Source organism: uncultured Nostoc sp. (genome assembly GCF_964245575.1).
Lineage (GTDB): Bacteria > Cyanobacteriota > Cyanobacteriia > Cyanobacteriales > Nostocaceae > Nostoc.
Window position 1 is genome coordinate 42384 of record NZ_CAXTNP010000002.1, and the last position, 24587, is coordinate 66970.

The following is a 24587-nucleotide window of genomic DNA, read 5'->3' on the forward strand; positions in this document are numbered from 1 at the left end:
CTGGCTAAAATAGGGCTATGTCTGAAACTTTCATTTCTGCAACTGCAACACGCCCCACGTTCATCCTTGTAGATGGGCACTCGCTGGCTTATCGTTCATACTTTGCTTTCGCCAAAGGGCGAGATGGAGGACTGCGTACTAAAGCAGGCATTCCCACCAGTATATGTTTTGGTTTTGTGAAGTGCCTGCTGGAGGTAATGTCAACACAACAGCCCCAAGCAATGGCGATCGCTTTTGATTTGAGTGAGGCGACTTTTCGCCACGAAGCTGACGATACTTATAAAGCCGATCGCAAAGAAACGCCAGAAGACTTCATTCCCGACTTAGCAAACCTGCATGAGTTGCTCAATGGCTTCAATCTACCAATTTTCACTGCCCCTGGTTATGAAGCAGATGATGTTTTGGGAACTTTAGCACAGCGAGTAACTGCTGCTGGGTATAGGGTGAAGATTTTGACTGGCGATCGCGATTTATTTCAACTGATCGACTCTGACAAAGAAATCACTGTTCTGAATTTTAGTCCAGATGCCCTAAAGCGCTCTACAAATAGCATCACGGAATTTGAAGCAGAACAAGTCAAAGAGAAGATGGGCGTTTTACCTTCACAAATTGTCGATTTTAAAGCTCTTTGTGGTGATAAATCAGATAATATTCCTGGGGTGAAGGGAATTGGCGAAAAAACAGCAGTGCAGCTGCTAAATACTTATGGTTCCCTTGACCGTGTTTATGCTGCCTTAGATGAAATTAAAGGCGCAACTCAGAAAAAACTGGCAACGGGTAAAGAAGATGCCGATAAATCTCGCTATTTGGCAACCATAGTTTTAGATGTTCCTATAGAATTTGATTTAGAAAATTGCAAATTAAAAGGTTTTGATACAAGCGTCCTGACACCAATTTTAGAAAAGTTAGAATTCAAGTCTTTTTTAGGCAAAATCAACGACCTTCAAGAACGCTTTGGTGGCAAAGTCGAAGAAACCCAAGAAGCCAAAACAGACGCAAGTGATCCCAATACTAACTCAGAATTCAGCGCTGATGAAGATAATGATTTGTGGTTTTTCAGTGCTAGTGATACAGCAGCAGTTACACAACAATCTACTTCTCCAATTACACCACGCATCATCAACACTGAAGCAAAATTAACTGAGTTGGTGAAACTTTTGCAAAAATTCACTAACCCCAAGACTCCCGTTGCTTGGGACACTGAAACCACTGATTTAGAACCAAGAGACGCTGAGTTAGTAGGAATTGGTTGCTGTTGGGGAACGAAACCAGATGAGGTAGCCTATATTCCTGTGGGGCATAAAACTGGGGAAAATTTGCATAAAGATTTGGTGCTAGAAGCATTACGCCCAATTCTCGAAAGTGCTGATTATCCCAAAGCTTTACAGAATGCCAAATTTGACCGCTTAGTTCTAAAGTGTCAAGGAATTAATTTGGCGGGAGTGGTGTTTGATCCCATGCTGGCAAGTTACATTCTAAATCCAGATTCTAGCCATAATTTGATGGATTTGGCGCAGCGATATTTGGGATTAATAGCAAAAAGTTATTTGGATTTAGTTCCTAAAGGCAAAACCATCGCTGATATAGATATTCCCTCTGTCGCAGATTACTGCGGGATGGATGCTTATTCTACCTTTGGCTTAGTGCCAAAATTGCGTGAACAACTGGATAAAATTCCAACTTTGTCTAAGCTATTAGTGGAAGTGGAACAGCCACTAGAAGCAGTTTTAGCCCAAATGGAATACACAGGTGTCCGCATTAATTCAGCTTATTTACAAGAACTTTCACAGCATTTAGAAACTGAGTTAGCCAGGTTAAAAGAGGAAGCAACTAAAATAGCTGGGGAAAATTTTAACTTAGGTTCTCCTAAGCAGTTGAGCCAAATTTTGTTTGAAAAGTTGGGGTTAAGTACTAGACATTCTCGAAAAATTCAAACGGGCTACTCTACAGACGCAGCAACACTGGAAAGACTTCAAGAAGATGATAACACTGGATTTGTTGAGGCGATCATTGAGTATCGGACTCTATCTAAATTAAAGTCTACTTATGTTGATGCATTACCTGCATTGGTGCGTCCAGATACACAGCGAGTGCATACTGATTTTAACCAAGCAGCAACATCAACTGGTAGGTTATCTTCTTCTAATCCGAATTTACAAAATATCCCCATTCGTACAGCATTTAGTCGCCAAATTCGTAAGGCGTTTTTGCCAGAACCTGGTTGGTTAATGGTGGCTGCTGATTACTCACAAATTGAATTGCGGATTTTGGCTCATTTGAGTCAAGAGCCGATATTAGTGCAAGCATATCAGCAAAATGAAGATGTTCACACTGTTACGGCGCGGTTAGTGTTTGAAAAAGAAAATATAACCTCTGAAGAACGAGGGATGGCCAAAACTATTAATTTTGGCGTGATTTATGGAATGGGTTCTCTAAGGTTTTCGCGCTCAACTGGGATAGATAAGACCGTTGCCAATGAGTTCATTAAGCGGTTTAATGAACGATATCCGAAAGTATTTGCATATTTGGAGCGAGTCAAAAAAGAAGCGATCGCTCTTGGTTATGTAGAAACTATTTTCGGTCGCCGTCGTTATTTTGACTTTACTAATAACAGTTTACGCAAATTAAAAGGCAGTAACCCAGAAGATATTGATCTGAGTAAATTGAAAAATTTGGGTGCTTATGATGCAGGTTTACTACGCTCTGCTGCTAATGCACCAATTCAAGGTTCCAATGCTGATATTATCAAAATTGCAATGGTGAGATTGCATGAGGTTTTGAAGAACTATCAGGCGCGTTTGTTGTTGCAAGTTCACGATGAATTAGTGTTTGAAATTCCCCCTGATGAATGGGAAGAATTACAACGGCAAATTAAGTTGGTGATGGAAAATGCAGTCCAGTTGAGTGTGCCGTTGCTGGTAGATGCGCGTGTCGGTGAAAATTGGATGGAGACGAAGTAAGTTGAACTGTGAAAAGACTTTTAGCTAGAAAAGTGTCAATCAGTTTATTTGAAAATTTCAAACTCTGATTTATATCAAGTTGACAAAGTAATCAAGAGCCAAAAGTATTGACTCTTGACTCTTGATGATAGAGTAGGCAATAGTTAAGAATTAACCTCCACGCTTCAGCGCTACTTCTACCTGCTGTAACTCCTTCTCTAAACGATTTTTGAGTTTTTCGGGTACAGCACGATTTGGGTAAGAACTGTAGTGTCCAGCTAGGGAGTTGAGGGCTGTTCGCATGGTTGTAAAGGAGCCAAGACCAGAAACAGAGTTAACCCGCTGATAGCGAGCTGAAAAGTCATTAATTTTTTGACGCGCTTCTGCTTGAACTGCTGCTTTTTCTGGTGAATCTTGTGATATATCCAGAGCTTGTCTCATAACATTGACCACAGCTAAGGTGTCTTGGCGATAATCCCCAGTCAAACTATCTGGACTGCCAGAACAGCCCATTAAGCCGATAGATAGAACCAAAACCAGCGCAAGCAAACGCGACCAATAGCGCTTCATATGCATTAAGTAAAAGAATACGTAAATCAATGTCCATAGTATCTTGGATTGGTAACTTGGGGATCAATTTAGTGGGGAATGGGGAGAGACGCGATTAATCGCGTCTGTACTAAGGAGTAGGCTGGGCTGTTTTTTTCCCTAAAAGGCGCTCATTTACAAGTATATTGGGCAAAAAAATCGCGTGATTAAAAAATCTGATGAGACAATTATCACCGAGATGCCTTCTTTGCGAGAGACTTTACCAAAGGCAACTCCTTCGGTGTACATACTGATTTAATCAACTAACTTTTCTTGCCTCAATCTTTGCAATTTAAGCATAGTAATACATATCATTAGCCACAAAAAACCGACTCCATAACCTGCAATTATGTCTGTGGGCCAATGGACTCCTAAATATAAGCGGCTGATCCCAATAGTAGCAATTAAAATAACCGTCAAACTGTAAATAACTTTGGCAAAATGAGGATAGTGAGTTGCCAATTCGTAAGCAATAAAACCATAAAGCACCATAGAACCTAGTGCATGACCACTAGGAAAACTAAAAGATTTTTCAGAAATCAAGCGATGCCACAGTTGCGGGCGAGGTTTAGAAAAAAACAACTTTAGCCCTATATTTAAAATTAACCCTCCTAAGCAAGCAAGTACAAAAACTTTTGTTTCTTCTCGGTAACGCCGCCACCAAAGTAATAAAACAGTAATACCTGCAACTATAACCACTGTACTAGGATTACCAAGATTTGTAACAAACAGCATTAAATTATCTAAATTTGGATTGGCAAACTGATGTAGCCATAATAAAAAATTAGTATCAAATGCAAAAGCATCTCGCTCCAAAACCTCTTCAGCCAGTTTTGCTAAAACAAAAAGGATGAGCAGACAACTAGCAAGTCCAACAATACCAACTGTGGCAATTAAGGGAGCCAAGCGAGGATGTATATGATGCAACCAGAAATTAGAAATTTGTCGGAGCATACTTTAATGTTATTCATCTAAATTCTAGTCAAACCAACTAAGTTAAGGGTTGAAGACTAGCTGACTCGTAAAATCTGTTTATTTCTCTCTGAACCTCTGCGCTTCTGCGGTTTAAAAGTAATTTATTTCACCACAGAGGCGCAGAGAACACAGAGATAAAAGCTATTCTTAACTATTAACTTTTTGATAAAGAGTATTGCGTTGTTGGTAAGGTCTTCCTAAAGAAGCGATCGCACCTTCTAAGGTTTCCACTTCCATACACGTACCACCCAAAGCACCTGCCATTGTGGTAATATGCTCCTCCATCAATGTGCCGCCTATATCATTACAACCCCAAACTAAGGCTTCCGTTGCACCTGCAAGCCCCAGTTTTACCCAACTCTGCTGATGGTTAGGAATCCAATTACCTAAGTAAATCCGCGCCACAGCGCCTAGCAGCAGTGCATCACTCAAAACTGGTTGATCGCGTCCGACACGGCGACGTAAGGGTTTGGGCGCTTCTTGTCCAACGAAGGGTAATAAAATAAACTCTGTGATCCTTGCTGGATATCCCTGATTAATGGCGGTTTTTTGGAGCGATCGCAATTTTTCTAAATGCTCGATTTGCTGTTCGTGGGTTTCAATATGCCCGGATAACATGGTGCTAGTGGTATGCAAGCCTAATTTGTGAGCGGTGCTAACAATTTCTAACCAAGTGGCTGTGTCAATCTTCTCTGGACACAGTATCCGCCTTACATTATCGTCTAACACTTCAGCTGCTGTTCCCGGCATTGAGCCAACACCAGCATCGCGCAAAGCAGCAATGACATTAGCATACCCAAGTCCATCAAGTCTGGCGATAAATTCCACTTCCTGAGGAGAAAAAGCATGTAAATGTATCTGAGGAAATTCCTGTTTAATGGTTTCCACTACCTTGAGATAATAGGGCAAAGATTTACCATTTATCTGCGCTTGTGGATTTAATCCCCCCTGCATACAGATTTCCGTCGCACCCCGTTGCACTGCATCTGTTGCCTTTTCCAAAATTTGCGCCGAATCTAACCAGTATGCACCGGCATCACCATCATCTCGACGGAAAGCACAAAAACTACAGTGCTGCTCACAAATATTAGTAAAGTTGATATTACGATTAATTATATAAGTAACCGTATCGCCTGCTTGAGTGTGGCGGAGTGTGTCGGATGTAGCACGTATAGCTGCGATCGCCTCTGGCTCAGTTTGTTGTAACAATACTACTCCCTCTTCGAGAGATAAGTCGTACCCCATCAAGGCACGCTCAAGAATTTTTTCAACAGCAATTTTTGTCAGCATTATTTTCTTAATTTCTCAGTAAATCTTAATTTTATGCTCTTGTAAATAATAAAATTCTACTTAATAAATACACCAAGCTCAGAATAATCCCAGTCATATAAAATTTAGCTGCTTTTCTGTTCTAGCCGCCACAGCCTACTATACTGGAAAACCTCGAATAGTTTGTATTTCTTCTCAAGCTCATATCTCAATTCTTTAGAAGGATTATAAAAAAATACCTCACTGAAACTATCAGGAATATTTGGCATACTTGGTTCAATTACCAATTGCATCTGCACTTGATGATCTAACAAATGAATTAGAGACATTATATCCCCAATATTTAGAGAATAAGTACTACTAATTAATAGTGGTTTATTAGCTTTATTGATGATGCGAGCTATTTGAGGATTGGCATGGCTGCTTTTATTCCACCATGTCTCGGCTTGAGAACTGACGGCACAAGATACAACTCCACTGGAAATTACTACTACCATTACTAATTGCCAAAATTTGCGGGCTATTAACTTAGAAGAAATAATTTGACCCGCTAGCAAGTAAGCAACAGCTAGCTGAACGCCTGCATAACACGGAATGACATATCTAGCTCGCAGACTGACCTTACCGCCAATAATCAAATCAGGCAATATGAGAGCTAAAGCAGGTACTCCACTTAAGATAAAAACAAATAACCAAACTCGTGTTCCTGCTTGACGATAAAGAAATAAGAATGAGTATATTACCAAGATTAGTAGTAAGGGAATTAAAAATCGACCCCAGCGCAAAACTGGTAAATTCAAATCGGGAAAAAATGGTTCGTAGCGCCAAAAATCAGCAAATAAATAGCTAATATTGCTAATCCAACCAGAAACCAAAGCTGACACAGATTGTCTGGCTTGAGTGCTGGTTGTTGTACGGTCAATTTCAGACAAGCTATTAATAATAGTTAAAATCCAAGGAACGAAAGCTAAAAACCCGACACTACTTGCTATTAGATAAGCTTTAACGGTTTTGGTGAATCGAAAGCTTTCAATGGCAAATACATAAATACCGTGGGCGATCACTAGCAACCCAGAAAACAAAAAGGTGTACAATCCTAGTGCCACTGTTACTGCATAAATCCCCCAAAGGTGCTTGCTACCCAGTCTTATTGCTCGCAGCAGTACAGCACTCCCTAGCAAAGTAGTCACCATCCATAAACCGAACTCCCTTGCCTCTTGGGCGTACAGCACATTGAAGGGCGAGACTGTTAGAAAAGCTACGCTTATCCATGCTGTTATGGGTGACTGAAATAATTCTAAGCACAGCCAATAAATGCAAGGAAAGGCTATTAAGCTAATTATGGCTGACAAGCTTCTCGTAGTCGCTACTGAATTGCCAAAAAACTGCATCCATAATCTAACCATCACGTAATAAAGTGGAGGATGCTGGGCATCTTCCACCGCCAAAGAGTTGATTGTATTGATTAAACCTTTTTCAGAATTAGGCTGTTGATATTTTTGTATATCTCCAACAGCAAACACACGCCCATTAAACACTTGGTGAACAAATTCTGTCTTAGTGTAACCAGAAATTCTTAATGAGGTATAAGCTTCATCATGCCAGTAGACTTTTCGATCTAGATAGGCGAAGCGAAAAAATATCCCTAATATTAACAAAATAATAATGAAAAATCGTAGACCAATAGGAGGAAAATATTTTGCAATTAATGATTGTCTGTTTATCATAGATATTTAACTATAGGACTAATATTTGATTTCTCAAAAAGCTTGGTACAGCTCGAAAAGCCTAATTCCTTATTCCCTACTCCCTACTTCCCACTCCCCGCCCACGTAGATAATTTCAAAAATCAAATACGATTCCTATATACCGCAAATTCAAGCTTCATGAAGTCAGGTAGCAGAGTTTATAAAGCAGTTGTTTAGATGTTTAAGATTAATCAATTCAAAAACCGTTGCAATCATATAGATCAGCTTTTAATTAACAATAGAATAGCAATTAAAGGAATTTGTAGTAAGGGACGCAGCCGCTTACTACAAGCCAATTCAATTTATTTGACATTGCGTAATGTAGTTTGATTTCTTCTTACCCATTTACTTAATGCACATTGTTATATTGGCTGCAATTCCCACTAAAAGACTGATATTACTAATTTCCCCTCGCTTGTGGTGTTCGTCGGTGCTGTATTAGCAACCCAATCGCCATACCAATGCCGACAAAGGCTGTAAAGTAGAATAAACCAATCAATCGGATATAAGTTGGTGGCGCGTAGGCGTAGCCCGTCGTAGACATCGCTTCAACTTCAACTTCTTGTGCTACCTTCACTGGTGCAAATTGACGGCTAGATCCTGGTAGAGGAGTTGCTTCCACCTCGATTTTGTGGGGTGAACCATCAAAAAATTGTTCAAGCCATATTAACTTACCTTGTTCGTCGGGAATACCTTTGTAATCAAAGACTGTTAAATTATGTTCTGTGGCGATCGCTTTCACCTGCAAGTTTACATCTTTGATCGGTTGTCCTGTGACGGTATCCTTCACCTGTAGTAATACTTGCGGTTTTCTGCAATCGTGAAATATGAGACGAAGTACTTATTTTTGACCTCGCATAATTAATTTCAGTAGACCGAAAAGTTCTGCGTTAGCAAAGCTTACCGTACCCCTACGGGGAAGCAAGCTACGCGTAGCGTTCCGTTGGCGCAGCCTCTCGTAGAGAAGGAAAGGTATCGCTTTGTGATGGATAGCTACAGACACAATTATTATACAAAAACCATATTCTAAGATACATTTTTTATAAATTTGTTGAGAAATTCCAGATAAGTAAAACTAATAAATTAGCCAAAAAGGTAAGAATAACTCTCCTACCATCCGTGAGTAGCAAGCGACACGACTAGTCACACTTAGGACATAAGATTGTAATGCCTCTGTCATTTAGATAGGTTTTACTAAACCTTACGTAGGTGTTAATATAGGTAATCTTCATGAATGAAAACGAAATAGCTGGCTCAGTATGCTAGGACGGCTCATACAGAGTCTTATTCATCTGTTTTCAGTGATTTACTGTTCACTGCTAACTCTAGAAGTCAGAATGCCTACCTAATCAATCATTAATATCGTTTTATCTACGAGGTACAAAATGACAGTTCAATCTTCTAGTTCGGTTCAGCAACAAGTCACCCGTCAAGTACTATCAGTACCTGTACAATCAGCGCTCTATGTTGCACTGTGTTCTTTGACTCTGTGGACAATTTATTTCAGTACATACCCCGCTATCCATGACACAACTCATACTCTGCGTCACCACACACTGATGGTGAGTTGCCATTAGTTGATTGAGTCAATGATTAGCAGGAGTTCACAAATAAATGACTTTATTTAAGTGGTCTAAGCTGATCGGTGTGATTTGCACGCTCGGAATTGTTCTGTATGGTTGGATCGGACTTTCCCAATCTCCTCAACCATCGGTGCGGCTAACAACCAATCCACCGATTAATCAGGTTCAACCCCTTGAGGCTGAAGCCACTACAGTGTTAGGTTCGGGACACTACAATCCGCCAGTGCAGCTGATGCTGCAAGCCGTAGATGCTCAAGGGCAATCTTTAAAGGATGCCAAAATCCACTTGCAATTGTTCACCCCTCCTAAAAACCCCTGGTTCACAACAGATTTTCCGATCGTCGAGGGAACAAAGTTGCTGGACATTGAGGGCAATGCACCAACAGGTCAGTTGCAGGTTCAACAAACCCTGCCAATCCGGGGAACGTATCAACTCCAGGTAGCAGTTACTCCGCTCGTTGCCAATGCGTTTGAGCCGATTCAGCAAAAGCTGACGCTGACGCTGCCTGAAAATCCCTTAAAGTTCCGCTACTTTGGCATCCTGGTTGTGATTTTACTGGCAGTTGGGCTACTAGGAGGTTGGGTGATTGGGGGTAGACAACCTATTCAACCGGGAGAAATTGCCCCGCAACAGGTGCGATTATTGTTGAGTGGATTGATTGTGGTAGCGATCGCTGCGCTCCTCTGGGTCAACATCAATGCTGAACTTGCCGAATCGCACCATACGATGTCGATGCCAGGCATGGGAGAAGAAGTTCCGCCCTCTAGTAAGCCCGCTAAATTGCAGTCTCAAGGACTTTATATGCAACTATCGGGTGACGAGGGTGCAACGGTGGGTCAACCTGCCAGATTGCAAGTTAGCGTCAGTGATCCCAAAACCAGCCAACCCGTCACAGATGTAGTGTTCAAGGTAACAACCACCCAACTCGAAAATAATTGGCTGGCGTTTGCTTATCAGGGGACTCCAGACAGCAACGGAAAATTAGCGTGGGAGCAGGAGTTCTTTGACGGTGCCCCGCATAGCATTGTTGTCGAGGTTGCACCGCTTGCAAACGCAACCCGGCAATTTCAGCCATTCCAAGTTGCAGAGAATATTCCAGTCCAAGGTGTCGCTCCGCCAATGTCTGTCCGGTTGATTTCGCTGACTTACTTTACTGGAATTGTGGTAATTGGTTTGCTGCTGGGACTGTGGCTGCGACACAGGCAGACTCCGCGTACTGGGTTGACTTTGAAACGTAGTGTTTCCTAAGTCAGTATCAAAGGGCGTTATTGCTATGCCATTCGGTTGTATAAACATTTGCCCTTAATTTCTTTGCCCAATGACCAAACAGGCTGATTGCCTAAAATCCATGTCGGATACCATTGAGTGTTCGACATGGATTTTTATAGATACAGCATGAGAACATTGAACCCTGCAATTTATCTATGAATCATCAACACATTATATTCGTCTGTACGAGATGTGGAAGTAGTCATCAAACAAAACAGTACGTTGCTAAAAGCGGCGGTGAACGGCTGCTAGAGAAATTACAAACCCTATATCATGATTGGATGTTGCAAGACGAGTTCTCGATTCAACCCGTTGAATGCATGGGTGTTTGTGACCAGGCTTGTGCAATTGCTTTCGTCTGTTTTAACAAACACACCTACTTATTCGGCGATCTGCCTGCTGATCCTGAACGTGTAGATAATACAGCAACTGCCGTACTTGACTGTGCTAGTCAGTATCACGCCAAGCCGGATGGTTTGCTCCCATACGCCAAGCGCCCAGAACCGCTCAGAGCCGGAGCGATCGCACGGATTCCACCTCTGCCGCCGTGTCAATAAACATTTTACTAAGTTCCCTAAACACTTATGTAAGTACTTGTTGCTTTCATGAGTAATGGCATTCATTACCATTTAGAAAAATATGAGGACTTGAATTCTTTGGAGTTGGATTTAAATAAAGCACTTCAAAACCAATTGCCAGAGGGCATCAGACAAAGATAACACAAAATTGCTATAGACTTTAACTTAATTCTTTATGAACAAAATTAATTAACAATTAAAAATAGTCATGTTGCTAAGTCTTAAAATTTTATTGAAATGCGATGTATTTTATCTCTAAGCTAATTAAATATCTTACACCTTACCAATAGTTTATTGCTGGCATTTAGTTCCTAAGTAATATGATATGCATTGTTTGTAATCCAATTACTATTAAGGCATTAGTCAGATCAGGAATAGATACAAAAAACTATTTTATTTTTCACTTCTTTATACTTTATATTTAAGTAAAAATACTATTTAAGGGAGAAAAATTGCCTAGAGTTTTGCAAGACATAATCACGGTAAAATCCCACAACCAAGAACGAAAAAGGAATACCCCACTCCTCACTCCCTACTCCCTATTTTCAAGACAGATTATAGCTCGACCTGAATCTAATAATTTTAGTAGCAGTTTTGAAGCACTTCAAAATTATTGACAATAATTACTAATTCATTTAAAATATTAAAATTAATTGCAAAGATTTTGCAATTACTTAGCGCTAATTGTAACTAAATGTCATGCCCAACAACTTCGCTCTAGGTGACGGAAAACCTTGGAGCCGCCGTCAAATATTGCAGCTGGGACTAGCAGGTGCTGGAGTAACTGGTGCAGCTGGACTTTGGCAGATGCTAAATCTACAAAGTAAGTCAATCGTCAAAGTGCCACCATTCGATATGGAAGTACCAGACGACGCTACTAACCCGATGAAGATGTTAAGGGATTTTGATTATGGGACGGTGAAGCAAGAAAATGGTCGGACTATCCGGGAATTTCAGTTAACTGCGGGTACTTCCATCATAAATCTCAATAGTGCTGTCTCTTACAACATCTGGGATTTAAACGGTCGCATACCAGGGCCAACGCTACGGGCAAAACAGGGCGATCGCATCCGAGTACTATTTCTCAACAACGCCGGACATTCTCACTCTTTGCATTTTCATGGCGTTCATCCGGCAGAAATGGATGGTGTTCGCCCAATCAGCAATGGCAAAGCCACAATTTATGAATTTGATGCTGAACCCTATGGTGTTCACTTATATCACTGCCATATTGAACCAGTTACCCGTCACATTGCCAAGGGACTGTACGGGATGTTTATCATCGATCCACCGACTCCCCGTCCCCCGGCTGATGAAATCGTACTAGTGATGGCTGGGTATGACGTGAATGATGATAGCCATAATGATTATTACGCCTTCAACGGTCTGCCTCATTACTACATGCATAACCCGATTCGCATTTACAAAGATCAGTTGATTCGGCTGTATGTTCTCAACATCATTGAATACGATCCGGCGGTGACGTTTCATCTCCACGCCAACTTCTTTGATGTCTATCGCTATGGCATGAGTATGACTCCTAGCGAGAAAGCTGATGTGATTACGATGGGTATGGCAGAAAGGCACATTTTGGAATTTGCTTTTCGCTACCCAGGTAAGTATATGTTCCATCCCCATCAGGATGCGATCGCAGAAAACGGTTGCATGGGTCAATTTGAAGTACTTGCCCAGAGCAACTCTCAAAATTCTGTTAAAAAATCCTGACAATATTATTATTAAAAATTTTTAGATAAATAGTTGATAAAAAATCTCATTATATGCGAGAGTAAAATCTATGAAAATGTATCAAACAAACTAGCTTCTACTAATAGTTTGAAATGTTTCAATTAATACCTTTTTTAATTGTGCGAGGAGCAAAGATGAGAAAACTTCGTTATATCTGTTTAACAGCAGCAGCAGCTGTAATAGTTACCTTGAGTTCCTGTAGTAGTACACCAACTGCAGAAAATCCCTCAGCACCAGTTACTAGCCCTCAAGCTACAGAGGCAGTAAGTGAAAACAGTCATAGTGGTCACGGTGGCAAAGAAAAAATTAACATTAACAGTGCTATATTATCAGAATTGGATAAGTTTGAAGCCAAACTAGGTGTCCCGGCTTTATCCAACAAAATTCAGGCAAGTCGTCCTTATGGCAGACCAGAAGATTTAGTTAGTAAAAAAGTAATTACTCAAGAACAGTTCGACCAAATTAAAGACCAGGTTGGTGTTCAAGAAGTGGTACTTTCAGGTGAGGCAAAAGATGTTGACTATATGTCTAAATTAGGCTTAATGAAAGGGCATCTTTTGGTAGCACAAGAACTTCTGGATCAGAATCAGCCGAAACAGGCAGAACCTCATATAGGACATCCAGTTGAGGAGATTTACGTTGACGTAGAAGAACAATTGAATGAGCGCAAAGTCAAACAATTTAAGACAACATTGGTAAGTTTGCAAGACTTAGTGAAATCTAGTCCGAAGGATAACAAAGTTAAAACTAATTTTACTTCTTCAGTGCAAGCAGTTGATTCCGCGATCGCAGCTTTGCCAGCAGATGAACGCTCAAAACCAGGATTTGTGCTACAGGTAATTAACGAACTACTAGATTCAGCCAACTCCGAATATGGCGCTGCGATCGCAAATGGTAAAATAACCGCGCCAATTGAGTATCAAGACTCTCGTGGTTTTGTGGTTTACGCCAATGATTTATACAAAGGAATTTCTAGTCAAGTAGCTCAAGCAGATCCCGAAGCACACAAAGCGATCAACACTAGTTTTGCTGAACTCATAAAAGTTTGGCCTGCCGCCATTCCACCAGCGAAAGCAGTCAAAACCCCTAATGATGTTACCAAGCTGGTAAAAACCATTGAGGAAAACTCTCAAAAAGTCGTTGACAAATCCAATACTCAAGCACAGCTATAACACTTTGATTTAATGGGAAGCATAGGGTAAGGAGTTTAAAATGAGGAAATAGTTAGGAGTTACGAATTACGAATTAGGAACTCTTAACTCATTACACTCCATTCGTTACTTAAACTAACAACTGATGCAAGAACTTGACCAGAAAAAGACCATTGACCTGCTGAACGCCATCATGGAATTTGAACTAGCAGGAGTAGTGCGCTACACACATTATTCTTTGATGGTAACTGGCCCTAACCGTATTCCGATTGTGGCTTTTTTCAAAGCACAGGCAAGTGAGTCTTTACTTCATGCCGAACAAGTGGGAGAAATTCTCACTGGTTTAGATGGGCATCCCTCCCTGAAAATTGCCCCAATGGAAGAAACCTACCAGCATAAAGTCAAGGATATCTTGGCAGAAAGCTTGTCTCATGAAAAAAAGGCATTGGATCTGTATAAAGATCTGCTCGAAACTGTCACCAATGCCAGCATTTATCTTGAAGAATTCGCTCGAGGCATGATTGGACAAGAAGAGATGCATAATCTCGAACTGAAAAAGATGCTACGCGATTTTGGTTAATAGTCATTAGTCATTAGTCATTAGTCATTAGTTAACTGACAAAGGACAAATGACTAATGACTAAGGACAAAAGACAAAGGACAAAAGATGAATTTTAGTACTGCTCTACCTACTTTTGTAATAACGCTCCGCGAAGGAGTAGAAGCTGCCCTTGTTGTTGGCATTGTGCTAGCTTTGCTCCAAAAAGCTAAACAATCCCGACTCAACTCTTGGGTATATGCTGGTGTCGGCGTTGGCATTGTTATCAGTGCCTTAATCGGTGTGCTATTCAGTTGGATAATTCAAATACTGGGAGCAGTGAATCCTCAATACACCTCCGTAGTTGAGCCAGGGTTAGAAGGTGTGTTTAGTGTGTTAGCGATCGCAATGCTCAGTTGGATGCTAATCTGGATGACCAAACAAGCCAGATTTATGAAAGCTACAGTTGAAGGAGCAGTTACACAAGCACTGACACAAAACTCAAATGCTGGTTGGGGTGTTTTTACTTTAATTTTAGTTGCCGTTGTCCGCGAAGGCTTTGAAACTGTTCTGTTCGTTGCTGCTAATTTTCAACAGGGATTAATGCCAGCGTTGGGTGCTATTGGTGGTTTGGTAGCGGCATCTGCGGTTGGGGTGCTGCTATTTAAATGGGGTGTCAAAATTAACATCCGCCAGTTTTTCCAGGTAATGGGCGTTTTATTAGTGTTGATTGTCGCTGGGTTGGTAGTTTCAGCTTTGAAACATTTTGACGACGCTGTAGCTAACTTTGCCCTTAGCAGTCGTGCTACACAAGGTCTTTGTTTCTATTACGAACGCTTTACTAAAGTCCACTCCTGTATTTTGGGGCCAATGGTTTCAAATACTTCCACAATCTTGCCTGACGAACAGTTTCCTGGCATTATTCTCAAATCTTTATTTGGTTACACAGAGAATCTTTATCTTATACAAGCAGTGGGATATGTGGCATTTTTATTCACTATTGGAGGACTGTATTTCCGCAGCCTTAGAGGTGCTTCTCCTGAAGGGAAAAAAAATGTCCCCTTTGTTCAAAAATAAATTAGTTCTGCAAAAGATTAAAAGCACAGTCAATTGTATATTTTTTTCCTTCCTTGTTCCCAGTCAGATACTGGGAATGCCTATTAAGAGGCTGCGCCTCCCCTATTCATAAACAAGATTTTAAATTATATTTATTGAGCTAATATCAATTTTTGTGAAAATGTACAAAATTAGGTTTAGCCAGACTAGGGGCTTAAGCCCCTTGTTCTATGCAACCTTACAAGTAATTGGTTTAAGTATTCTGTGGTGCAAACAACGCTTGCTTAAGCTGCTGACAAGCCTTTTCAATTGCATGTATACTACCTGGATTCACTAGACCATAGTAATCAAACGTATAGACTCGGTTATTTTTAGTTGCTTGCAGCTGCTGCCAAAAAGCTTCTTTTTTCAACGAATCTAAAAGCGCTGCTTCCGAATTTCCTTGCGGAGGATTAACCAAAATTATCACCTCTGGATTTGCTTCTAAAACTTTCTCCGCCGAAAGCGTCACATAGCCAGCAATTGGACTTTTTGCTTGTAAATCTGCTGCTATATTTTTCGCCTGGAATTTCGCCAGCAAATCCCCTGCCCAACTATTTTTATTCGGGGCTAAAATTGGTTGACGACTAACCAGCGCTAAAGTAGAAATACTTTGAGCTGGCTTTTCTGGCAAGAAAGTTTTGTAACGATTTAACAAAGGCTGAGGATCAGCGTCAATTGATTTAGCAAGTGTTTTAGTAAGTTCTTCTAGAGATTCCCAGTTATTCACCTTAGTGAGAAAGGTCGGAATTCCTAGCTGCTGAAGTTTTTGAATTGGGATGTTAGAAAAACCTTCTGCACCAATAACTAAATCTGGTTTGAGTGCTACCACTTTTTCTAAATTTGGCGGACTTTGCCCTTCACTTACACGGGGAATATCCTTGAATCTTGAGTCATTCTTAAATAATTTACTACCAGTGATTCCGACAATTTTTGTTTGATCGAGTTGAGAAATAATATCAGCAGAAAGAGAAGAAAGAGCAACAACTCTTTTTGCTGATCCTTTTGGTAATTGCTGAGAATTTGTGTTTGTCGTCTCAGTAGGGTTTGTGATTTTTGTTTGTAGTTGCTGAGTGGTTGCAGTCGTACAAGCAGCTAAAAGTATACTCATCAAAAGTGCTAAAGCAGATAAAAGCCAACGACGATGCATATTAAAATTCCTTTTGGGGTAAGAATAGCATAAGCAGATTTTCACTAACTAAGGTACAGGCAGAATCTACCCAATAACAGACTAAACTTGGTGTGTATTCAGATGTTTTATACTGCCCTATATGTGTTTATGTCTTTATCAAAAAATTCAGCAACACAAACAAGCCTTTGGTAGTCTTAAAAAAATAGGTTTAAAAACCCCCCTCTTATTTAAATGTATAATTATATACAAACTACCTGCAATTATCTGAATTGGGGTCGATGATTATTGTGTCCATCTACTGCTAGATATGTCTAACCATCCCTTGAACGTTGCAAGATCAACATTATTTTGGCGGCGTCTATTCGCTATTGTTTTCACTAGTAGTTCGTTACTCCCCAACTTTGGAAGCCAACCAGCAAGGGCACAAGTAACCCAGTATTGTCAATTATCATCAACGGCGGCACAAGAAAAAGAAAACTTACGTTTGTCAGCCCTCAAAGGCAAACCAGATGCCCAAACCCGCTATCAAAAGATGCTACAAGAACAGGCACAGGAATTACACGAGTGCCGCACGCGGACTTGGCCGCAAATACAAGCTATTTGGTTGCGCTTGTATCCCTGTGACATTCAGCCAGGAATAATTGATCAGATTATGGATCGGATTGTCAACCGTGGCTATAACCAAGTTTATTTAGAAGTATTTTACGACGGGCAAGCATTATTGCCAGCAAAAGCTAACCCGACGGTTTGGCCTTCTGTAATTCGCACTCCAGGGGCAGAAAACGCCGATATACTCGCCACAGCAATTCAAAAAGGTCGGGAACGCGGTTTAAAGGTTTACACCTGGATGTTTACTACCAATTTCGGCTATACTTACGCCCAGCGCCCAGATAGAGAAAGTGTGATCGCTCGTAATGGCAAAGGTCAAACCAGCCTATATGTGGTAGATAACGGCTCTCAAGTATTTATCGACCCCTACAACTTGCAAGCAAAACGCGACTACTACCAATTAGTAAAAGAAATTTTGCGCCGTCGCCCAGATGGCTTGCTATTAGACTATGTGCGCTATCCCCGACAAGCAGGAAGTGATTCCATCGCCACCAAAGTTTCAGATTTATGGCTATTTAGTCCTGCAACCCAAGAAGCTTTATTTAAACGGGCACTAAATTACAAAGGGCTGGACTTGATTCGGCGCTTTTTAAGTAAGGGATTCGTCGGCGTCAGAGATATAGCGGAAGTTGATAAACTTTATCCTCAAGAAGGCGAACCCCTCTGGCAAGGACGCATTCCTCGACCAGCCCAAAAATCAATTCTGTCTGCAACCGATAGACAGCCGCTTTTACAATGGGAATTATGGCAGCTTGCTGTTGCCCACGCCATGCAAGGAATTCTAGATTTTGTCACCATAGCCAGTTACCCAGCAAAGCAGCAAGGTATTTCCACGGGAGTGGTGTTTTTCCCTGATGGCAACCAAACTGTAGGACAAGGGTATGATTCCCGTTTGCAACCTTGGGATCGGTTCCCCACTACATTGCAGTGGCATCCTATGGCTTATGGGAATTGCGGTAATGTCAGTTGTATTGTGTCGCAAGTGCAACGGGTTTTGAGTATGGCAAAACCGGGTACACAGATAATCCCTGCTTTAGCTGGTCAATGGGGAAAATCCGTTAGTAATCGTCCATCCCTAGAAGTGCAAATGCAAGCACTTCGCCAATACGCCCCCCAACTGAAGGGAGTTAGCCATTTTGCCTATTCTTGGCAATATCCTGAGAATGATAACGATCGCAAATTTTGTCGCATTCGGTAAACAGCAGATACAGCAGAATTCAGAAGGAAAATTTCTTTTATCTCCCCAACCTACGCAGTTTAAGGTTTTTGGCGCTAACCCAAGCGTATTGGATTATACCCGATCGCGGTTAATGTGCTGCAAGCATAAGCTAATTTTAACGTGCGCCTCTGTTGGAGACTGACGTTAACTTAAAGCCAAGTCCTCTGGTGTATTACAGTTAAACAGCATTTCGGGTTCTGCTAAAGGCAAAACTTCTACAGGATATTGCCGAAGCCACTGCTGAAACGATCGCCCCCCTTGGTTGATAAACTCTAAAAGTTGTGGCAAACAGCGACGGCGATAGAAACCACACAGAGGTTCCCAACCTTTAGGATGTTCAGCTAAAGCTGCGATCGCATTATCGCCCACGCTATCAAGTCTAGTTACCCATTCTTGCAACACCTCAACCCGCAACCTCGGCAAATCGCAAGCTAGCAGCAGCACCCAATCTGTTTTAACTTCGGCTAGCCCTTGGGCAAACCCAACTAGAGGCCCGTGGGTTAGAGATTCTCCAGATAAAGGTACTTCTCGGATAAACTGACAACCAGGCAAAAGTAAGTCTTGATAGCGTTCTGGCCAGGGAGTTACTACATAAACAACATCAGCACAGCTATGAGCAATCCCACAAACTCGCTGTAACAACGGCACTCCTTGAATGGGAATCAGGGCTTTATCTTGACCCATCCGAGAACTTTTCCCGCCGGCTAATACAATTGTGGTTATAGCAGTTTTCATCTATTTGAGCTACATCTGTCGTAAGGGTTTAGCAATGCTAAACCCCTACTGCGTGGTCTATTTACCTAAAAATAGGTGTAATTTGCATCACCGCCTTCTTCATCTTCACCCACTTCCTACTCCCTACTCCCCACTCCCCGATTTTGACTTTTCTGGACTTGCTGCAATAAATGCTCTACATTTGCTGCTGGTGCAAGACATTTCAAACCTTGGCAAACTAACCCAACGCTTCCCTCTGGTAAATCAGATGTGATAGTAAACACAGCCACCGGCAAAAACTTGGGGATCAAAGAGCTTATTTGCTCAGTTGTGCTGCGAATCAAGGTAGAATTCCGATACCAATCCAACGCTGTAAATAAACTAGGACTTGCTTGGGGAGCGCGATGCATTACACTCCTAAAAGCTTTTAAGCCAAGTTCCGCTAAATCCAAATAATCTAGATTATCGGTGAGTAGGGCGAGACGCACAAGGTTAGCGATCGCAATTCCATTCGCTGATGGTGTAGCATTATCAGCGTAACTGCGCTCCCGTACAATTAAATCTTCACTCTTATCACTTGATGTGTTATAGTATCCACCTAACTCTACACTCCAGAGAAATTCGTTGAATTCATCTTGGATAGCGATCGCTTTTTCTAACCATTGCTTATGCTCAGGGTTGGAAGCTTGTAAATCCAGGAGAGCTTTAATAAAAAAAGCGTAATCTTCAGACTGTGCTAAAACGGTTGGTTCTCCTTGATAGTTGAGTCGGTGGAAACGTCCATCGACAAACTGATTTTCCCAGATAAAATTCGCCGCTCGTGCTGCTAATTCTAGATATAACGGTTCTTGGAAAACCCCAGCAGCTTTAGCCAGTCCAGAAATCATCAAGCTATTCCAAGCGACAATCATCTTTGTATCTGTCACCGAGGGAATGCGACCTGGCCAGTTAGTGGTTTTTGCTTCTTGGTTGTTACGAGCCGGGGGAAAAGTTTCTAAAGACTCAGAACTAACGCCATAACGAGCGGTAAACAGCTTGCTCAGAGCCTTTTTCACCGTTGCACTCAGTTGCCCAGAATAGCGCCTTTGCAAAACATTACGTCCTTCAAAGTTGCCGTTAGGTGTCACCCCAAACTGTTCTAATTCCGTTAGTTCTTCAGGTGTTAACAGTTTTTGTAGTTCGCTGTAACTCCAGACGTAAAAGGCTCCTTCTTCTGGTTCTACTGCCGTGGAGTCAATGAAGCTGTCGGCATCTTGAGCAGCATAGAAGTAACCTTCAGGCGCAGTCATTTCCCGCTTCAGCCATTGTACAGTACCAGCAACTCCTCTCTCCAAAGCTGCTTCTTTTACTCCTGCACTCCATAAAGAAGCTATATACTCCACAATCTGTCCATTGTCGTAGAGCATCTTTTCAAAGTGGGGTACTGTCCAAGTAGCGTCAACAGTATAGCGATGAAAGCCACCGCCCACATGGTCGTAAATGCCTCCCAGCGCTAAGTCTAGTCCCCGTTGGGTACAAACTTGCTTGCCATCATAGCGAGATTCAAAATTAAATCGAGTTCCCCGCAGTGCTAATTCTGCATAGGGAATCATCGGAAAGCTATTACCAGATTGACTAGGAGTGATTACACCTGTGCTGGTTTCCCAACCTTGGCGGAGTAATTCATGGTCTTCAAGCTCATCTGTTGTAACATCTTGTAACCCCGCAGACGTGAGTAGCGACTCAATAATTAAGGCTTTGCGTTGCTGTAATTCTGCTTTTTCTGTATCGTAATAACGGCGAAGGGCTTGCAACACCTGTAAAAATCCAGGACGACCATAACGCGGGTCTACAGGGAAATAAGTACCAGCGTAAAACGGCACTAAATCTTCTGGGGAAAGAAATACGTTTAAAGGCCAACCCCCTTGACCACTCATCATCTGCAACGCTTGCATATAGATGCTATCGAGGTCAGGTCTTTCTTCCCTGTCTACTTTGATGGGAAGATAATTAGCATTCATGTAGTCAGCGATCGCAATATCAGAAAAAGCTTCGCCTTCCATGACAGTACACCAGTGGCAACTAGAATAGCCAATGGAGAGAAAAATCGGTTTATTTTGCGCCCTTGCAGTTGCAAGTGCTTCGTCACACCAAGACCACCAATCAATGGGGTTTTCGGCGTGTTTGCGGAGATAGAGGCTCTTAGCTTCAGCAAGGCGATTAGTCATGATCAAATGCAAGTAGTTGCCTTCTTTGCTCAGTCTATCCTCTTCTCAGGAGTCTTAGGCTAGACGGCTATATAGATAAGCAAGAAATCCTACGAGCGAATTATCTCTTGGGTAAGAGGTCGTAGTGCATATCTGTGATATAGCTAACCAAAAAATAATTTGGATGCAGAGCAACTAAATTTATTTATGGTTACTAAGTTTACTGTGAGCGCAGTTGAACTGCGTAGCCGAAGTATGGGGTTCAAAATTATTGACTTTTGACTTTTGACTTTTGACTTTTGACTTCCCCAAAGGGGCTGACACCTATGCAACTTATGAAAAATTTTTACTGAAAAGATCGCAAAAGCAAGCTAACAATATTTGGTGGCGTTTCTCGCACAGGTGATGCTGTCTTTGACTGAATTAAAGTATTTGGGCTAAGTCCTGCTATCAGGTGGAGCAAGAAGGTGATGATGGCGGCTTGTACAAGTTTTTCCAGCATGGCACGTCTCTCTGGTTGGATAGCATTTCAAGTATGACTAGTTATTCTAAATACATTTAGTCCTAGAGACTTACTGAATGTAACAAAAATAATTTGATATTTGCTGAGGGAAATCCTAAAAAAATGTTTAAAATGTTACAGTATTAACACAATTCCTTAAGCAAGTCTGATTTTAGTTATCGGTCTAATCACCACATCACCAAAGTTGTCCAGCAAATGCCGAGATATGAGGTTGGCGATGATTAGAGTTTTTTGATTTGTTCTTCATGGGATATTTTCTTAGACACCTTTTGCAGTTAAAAAGTGCCCTTGGGGATTGAATTTATCGCAAAATCATCTTTTGTACTGTTTTTGGGCAAGAGAAAACGATAAAGGTTTAAGTTATCTGCTTGGGAACAGTAGAGATAAACCCCAGTTTCGTGCTGTCACCGATAAAATGTATTTAAAGTAGCCACAAACACGCTTCCATGATTCCTATCGTTATTGAACAATCGGGTCGAGGCGAACGCGCCTTTGACATCTACTCACGGCTGTTGCGTGAGCGCATCATCTTTTTGGGACAACAAGTTGACAACAACCTTGCTAACTTGATTGTTGCCCAACTGCTGTATTTGGATGCCGAAGACTCGGAGAAAGACATTTATATGTACATCAATTCTCCCGGTGGTTCGGTGACGGCTGGTATGGGCATTTTTGACACTATGAAACATATTCGCCCTGATGTCTGTACCATTTGTACCGGATTGGCGGCGAGTATGGGCGCTTTTCTCCTCAGCGCGGGTGCTAAGGGTAAGCGGATGAGTCTACCTCATTCTCGGATTATGATTCATCAACCTCTAGGCGGCGCTCAAGGACAGGCGACTGATATTGAAATTCAGGCGCGGGAAATTCTCTACCACAAGCGGCGGCTAAACGACTATTTAGCTGAACATACAGGTCAACCAATTGAGCGGATTGCTGAAGATACTGAACGTGACTTTTTCATGTCACCAGAGGAAGCCAGGGAATACGGTTTGATTGACCAAGTAATTGACCGTCACGCTGCTGGTAGCCGTCCAGCAGTTGCTGTTCTTAATTAATAGTCACGATTGGTAAATGGTGATTTACCACTTTTAATTCCCTTAAACCCCACAAATAGCCCCTCTTCACTTATGGAGAGGGGTTATTTATGGAATTTGCCGAAACGATGGATTGTAGAACGCACATTCGGATGGCTCAATCGATTTCGGCCTTTGAGCAAGGATTATGAATTGTACACAGAGCTAAGTGAAGCTATGATTTATGGCTCATTGATTCGTCTGATGGTAAAGCGAATGGCATCTTAAGCTTTTGTTTACGAATCAGCTCTGAAACTGGCGATTTTCACAAATCGAATAGGATTACTATAGCAATCCTAAATTATTCTTGAGAATTTGAGATGATTAAATTCGTACTACTATGTTATTTTAGGTAAACAATTATGAAATATTATCTATTTTCTTTGCTTTATCTGAGTACTAGCTTCTTAGTATTGATTGCTCAACCTGCATTAGCGCAAGTTACACAAATTACTGAAATTAAATACAAATTAACTGAAAAAGGTCTGGAAGTTATCTTAGTTACTCCTACGCTGACAAATTTGCTAAGTTTTCCTAGAATACAAGATAACACACGTATATTTAATATACCTAAAGCTCAATTGTCTTTACCTTGTGGTAGTAGATTCAGTCGAGATAATCCAGTAATAGGAATTCAATCTATTAGTGTGAGTTCTGAGAATAGCGATCACGTTATTGTTATAGTAACAGGTAACAAGAGCTTACCAAAAGTTTTCGTAACTGTAAGTCCAGCTAAAGTTGATTGTATAAAATGCAATTTTAAATATACAGACGAGTTAAGACATCAAGGCATTGAAGGACGAGCAACAGTAGCTTTAGATATTGATGAACAAGGTAATGTTATTAAAGCAAACTTGAATAGTTCTAGCGGTAATGCCCAACTAGATAATACTGTTCTAGCTCAAGTAAGAAACATGAAATTTATCAATAATGCTTGTGGACAGAAAAATATTATACTTAGTGCCAATTTTATTATCCAGGGTTCAGCTCTTTATCAACAAGCAGTTGAAGAATATAAACTAAGAATACGTCAAGATGAGCTAAGACAAAATTTAAGAAATGAACAAAAGTAAATCAGAGGTCATTTATAAAGTAAAAATAAAATTATTGTAGGGTGTGTTAGGTACATATTTCGATATAAGTTTCACGAGAAACATGATATGAGCGCCTAACGCACCATGTTATGAGCGGTGCGTTAGCCTACGGCATAACACAACGGCAATAAAGCGGGAGGAACATCCACACCGCTTTTTGCCTCCCCTACTTAAGATTTACTTTATAAATGGTCTCTAAGAAAAATTGTAGGTTGGATTAAGCAAAGTGCAACCCAACAAAGCCCTGGAAATGTTGGGTTACCCTTCGGGAAGTCCCCCTTTGGGCGTCTACGTTCCTCAAACGCCACTTGCTTTAAGTCGGGAAACCGCAAGAGCGCAATGGCTCCCCAACCTACGCAGTTTAAGGTTTTGAGCCTTGAAATTAGCAATCAGGAGAAATGCAGATACATTTGCTGTAATTTGTATAAACTAAGAGCTTGATGATTTTTAAACCATATTTTTAACTTAAAAACCTGATTTACAAGTTCTGAAGCTAATTTAGAAATTCAAAACTTGATTTAGAAGTTCAAAACTTGATTTAGAAGTTCAAAACT

At 41.2% G+C, this 24587-nt stretch carries 19 protein-coding genes and 2 pseudogenes; 12 read left to right on the forward strand and 9 right to left on the reverse strand.

The features are described 5' to 3' along the window. The first annotated feature begins 17 nt into the window (after positions 1-17). On the forward strand, positions 18-2960 hold the full coding sequence (polA, locus tag ACFFAP_RS00580; RefSeq protein ID WP_375509394.1) for a DNA polymerase I: 2943 nt from the start codon (positions 18-20) through the stop codon (positions 2958-2960). A 150-nt stretch (positions 2961-3110) separates the two neighbouring features. On the opposite strand, the gene psb27 is transcribed toward polA, so the two are convergent. From psb27 to ACFFAP_RS00605, 5 genes and pseudogenes are all read right to left on the reverse strand, one after another. Next, positions 3111-3515 (reverse strand): photosystem II protein Psb27, encoded by a 405-nt coding sequence (gene psb27 / locus ACFFAP_RS00585; RefSeq protein WP_375509395.1) that lies wholly within the window; start codon positions 3513-3515, stop codon positions 3111-3113. A 267-nt stretch (positions 3516-3782) separates the two neighbouring features. Further along, on the reverse strand, positions 3783-4481 hold the full coding sequence (locus ACFFAP_RS00590; RefSeq protein ID WP_375509396.1) for a phosphatase PAP2 family protein: 699 nt from the start codon (positions 4479-4481) through the stop codon (positions 3783-3785). A 168-nt stretch (positions 4482-4649) separates the two neighbouring features. Continuing rightward, the gene (gene cofH / locus ACFFAP_RS00595) at positions 4650-5792 is read right to left on the reverse strand and encodes a 7,8-didemethyl-8-hydroxy-5-deazariboflavin synthase subunit CofH (RefSeq protein ID WP_375509397.1); all 1143 of its coding nucleotides are present in this window, start codon (positions 5790-5792) and stop codon (positions 4650-4652) included. Positions 5793-5896: 104 nt separating this feature from the next. Then, a complete protein-coding gene (locus ACFFAP_RS00600; RefSeq protein ID WP_375509398.1) occupies positions 5897-7498 on the reverse strand; it encodes a glycosyltransferase family 39 protein in 1602 nt (533 codons plus the stop codon). Positions 7499-7919: 421 nt separating this feature from the next. Continuing rightward, positions 7920-8315, reverse strand: a pseudogene (locus ACFFAP_RS00605) (hypothetical protein); the annotation flags it as partial. Positions 8316-8904: 589 nt separating this feature from the next. Here ACFFAP_RS00605 and ACFFAP_RS00610 point away from each other — a divergent pair. The 7 genes from ACFFAP_RS00610 to ACFFAP_RS00640 all read left to right on the forward strand — a co-directional run bounded on the left by ACFFAP_RS00610 (position 8905) and on the right by ACFFAP_RS00640 (position 15462). Further along, entirely contained in the window at positions 8905-9096 is a 192-nt protein-coding gene (locus ACFFAP_RS00610) for a CbtB-domain containing protein (RefSeq protein WP_375509399.1), read from the forward strand. Positions 9097-9133: 37 nt separating this feature from the next. Next, positions 9134-10351: a hypothetical protein gene (locus tag ACFFAP_RS00615; RefSeq protein ID WP_375509400.1), complete on the forward strand. Its 1218-nt coding sequence runs from the start codon at positions 9134-9136 to the stop codon at positions 10349-10351. A gap of 176 nt (positions 10352-10527) precedes the next feature. Continuing rightward, positions 10528-10929 carry a DUF1636 family protein gene (locus ACFFAP_RS00620; protein ID WP_375509401.1) on the forward strand — a complete coding sequence of 134 codons (402 nt, stop codon included), beginning with the start codon at positions 10528-10530 and terminating at the stop codon, positions 10927-10929. Between the two features lie 720 nt (positions 10930-11649). Further along, a complete protein-coding gene (locus tag ACFFAP_RS00625) occupies positions 11650-12675 on the forward strand; it encodes a multicopper oxidase domain-containing protein (RefSeq protein ID WP_375509402.1) in 1026 nt (341 codons plus the stop codon). Positions 12676-12830: 155 nt separating this feature from the next. Further along, the gene (locus ACFFAP_RS00630) at positions 12831-13868 is read left to right on the forward strand and encodes a helix-hairpin-helix domain-containing protein (RefSeq protein ID WP_375509403.1); all 1038 of its coding nucleotides are present in this window, start codon (positions 12831-12833) and stop codon (positions 13866-13868) included. A 124-nt stretch (positions 13869-13992) separates the two neighbouring features. Further along, complete coding sequence (locus ACFFAP_RS00635) at positions 13993-14427, forward strand: bacterioferritin (RefSeq protein ID WP_104906910.1); 435 nt, start codon at positions 13993-13995, stop codon at positions 14425-14427. An 87-nt stretch (positions 14428-14514) separates the two neighbouring features. Beyond that, the gene (locus ACFFAP_RS00640) at positions 14515-15462 is read left to right on the forward strand and encodes an FTR1 family protein (protein WP_375509404.1); all 948 of its coding nucleotides are present in this window, start codon (positions 14515-14517) and stop codon (positions 15460-15462) included. Positions 15463-15694: 232 nt separating this feature from the next. On the opposite strand, the gene ACFFAP_RS00645 is transcribed toward ACFFAP_RS00640, so the two are convergent. Beyond that, the gene (locus ACFFAP_RS00645) at positions 15695-16630 is read right to left on the reverse strand and encodes an ABC transporter substrate-binding protein (protein ID WP_375509405.1); all 936 of its coding nucleotides are present in this window, start codon (positions 16628-16630) and stop codon (positions 15695-15697) included. Positions 16631-16919: 289 nt separating this feature from the next. On the opposite strand from ACFFAP_RS00645, the gene ACFFAP_RS00650 reads away from it, so the two are divergent. Next, the gene (locus ACFFAP_RS00650) at positions 16920-18419 is read left to right on the forward strand and encodes a family 10 glycosylhydrolase (protein ID WP_375509406.1); all 1500 of its coding nucleotides are present in this window, start codon (positions 16920-16922) and stop codon (positions 18417-18419) included. A 165-nt stretch (positions 18420-18584) separates the two neighbouring features. On the opposite strand, the gene ACFFAP_RS00655 is transcribed toward ACFFAP_RS00650, so the two are convergent. From ACFFAP_RS00655 to ACFFAP_RS00665, 3 genes are all read right to left on the reverse strand, one after another. After that, complete coding sequence (locus ACFFAP_RS00655) at positions 18585-19175, reverse strand: molybdenum cofactor guanylyltransferase (RefSeq protein WP_375509407.1); 591 nt, start codon at positions 19173-19175, stop codon at positions 18585-18587. A gap of 116 nt (positions 19176-19291) precedes the next feature. Beyond that, positions 19292-21361 carry a thioredoxin domain-containing protein gene (locus ACFFAP_RS00660; RefSeq protein WP_375509408.1) on the reverse strand — a complete coding sequence of 690 codons (2070 nt, stop codon included), beginning with the start codon at positions 21359-21361 and terminating at the stop codon, positions 19292-19294. Positions 21362-21686: 325 nt separating this feature from the next. Next, on the reverse strand, positions 21687-21842 hold the full coding sequence (locus tag ACFFAP_RS00665; protein ID WP_229472093.1) for a hypothetical protein: 156 nt from the start codon (positions 21840-21842) through the stop codon (positions 21687-21689). 467 nt (positions 21843-22309) lie between these two features. Between ACFFAP_RS00665 and clpP the strand changes: the two genes are divergently transcribed. The 3 genes and pseudogenes from clpP to ACFFAP_RS00680 all read left to right on the forward strand — a co-directional run bounded on the left by clpP (position 22310) and on the right by ACFFAP_RS00680 (position 24012). Then, the gene (gene clpP / locus ACFFAP_RS00670) at positions 22310-22921 is read left to right on the forward strand and encodes an ATP-dependent Clp endopeptidase proteolytic subunit ClpP (RefSeq protein ID WP_375509409.1); all 612 of its coding nucleotides are present in this window, start codon (positions 22310-22312) and stop codon (positions 22919-22921) included. A gap of 96 nt (positions 22922-23017) precedes the next feature. Then, positions 23018-23167 (forward strand): annotated as a pseudogene (locus ACFFAP_RS00675) (transposase); the annotation flags it as partial. Between the two features lie 134 nt (positions 23168-23301). Further along, positions 23302-24012, forward strand: coding sequence for a TonB family protein (locus tag ACFFAP_RS00680; protein WP_375509410.1), 711 nt, complete (start codon positions 23302-23304; stop codon positions 24010-24012). Positions 24013-24587 lie beyond the last annotated feature (575 nt).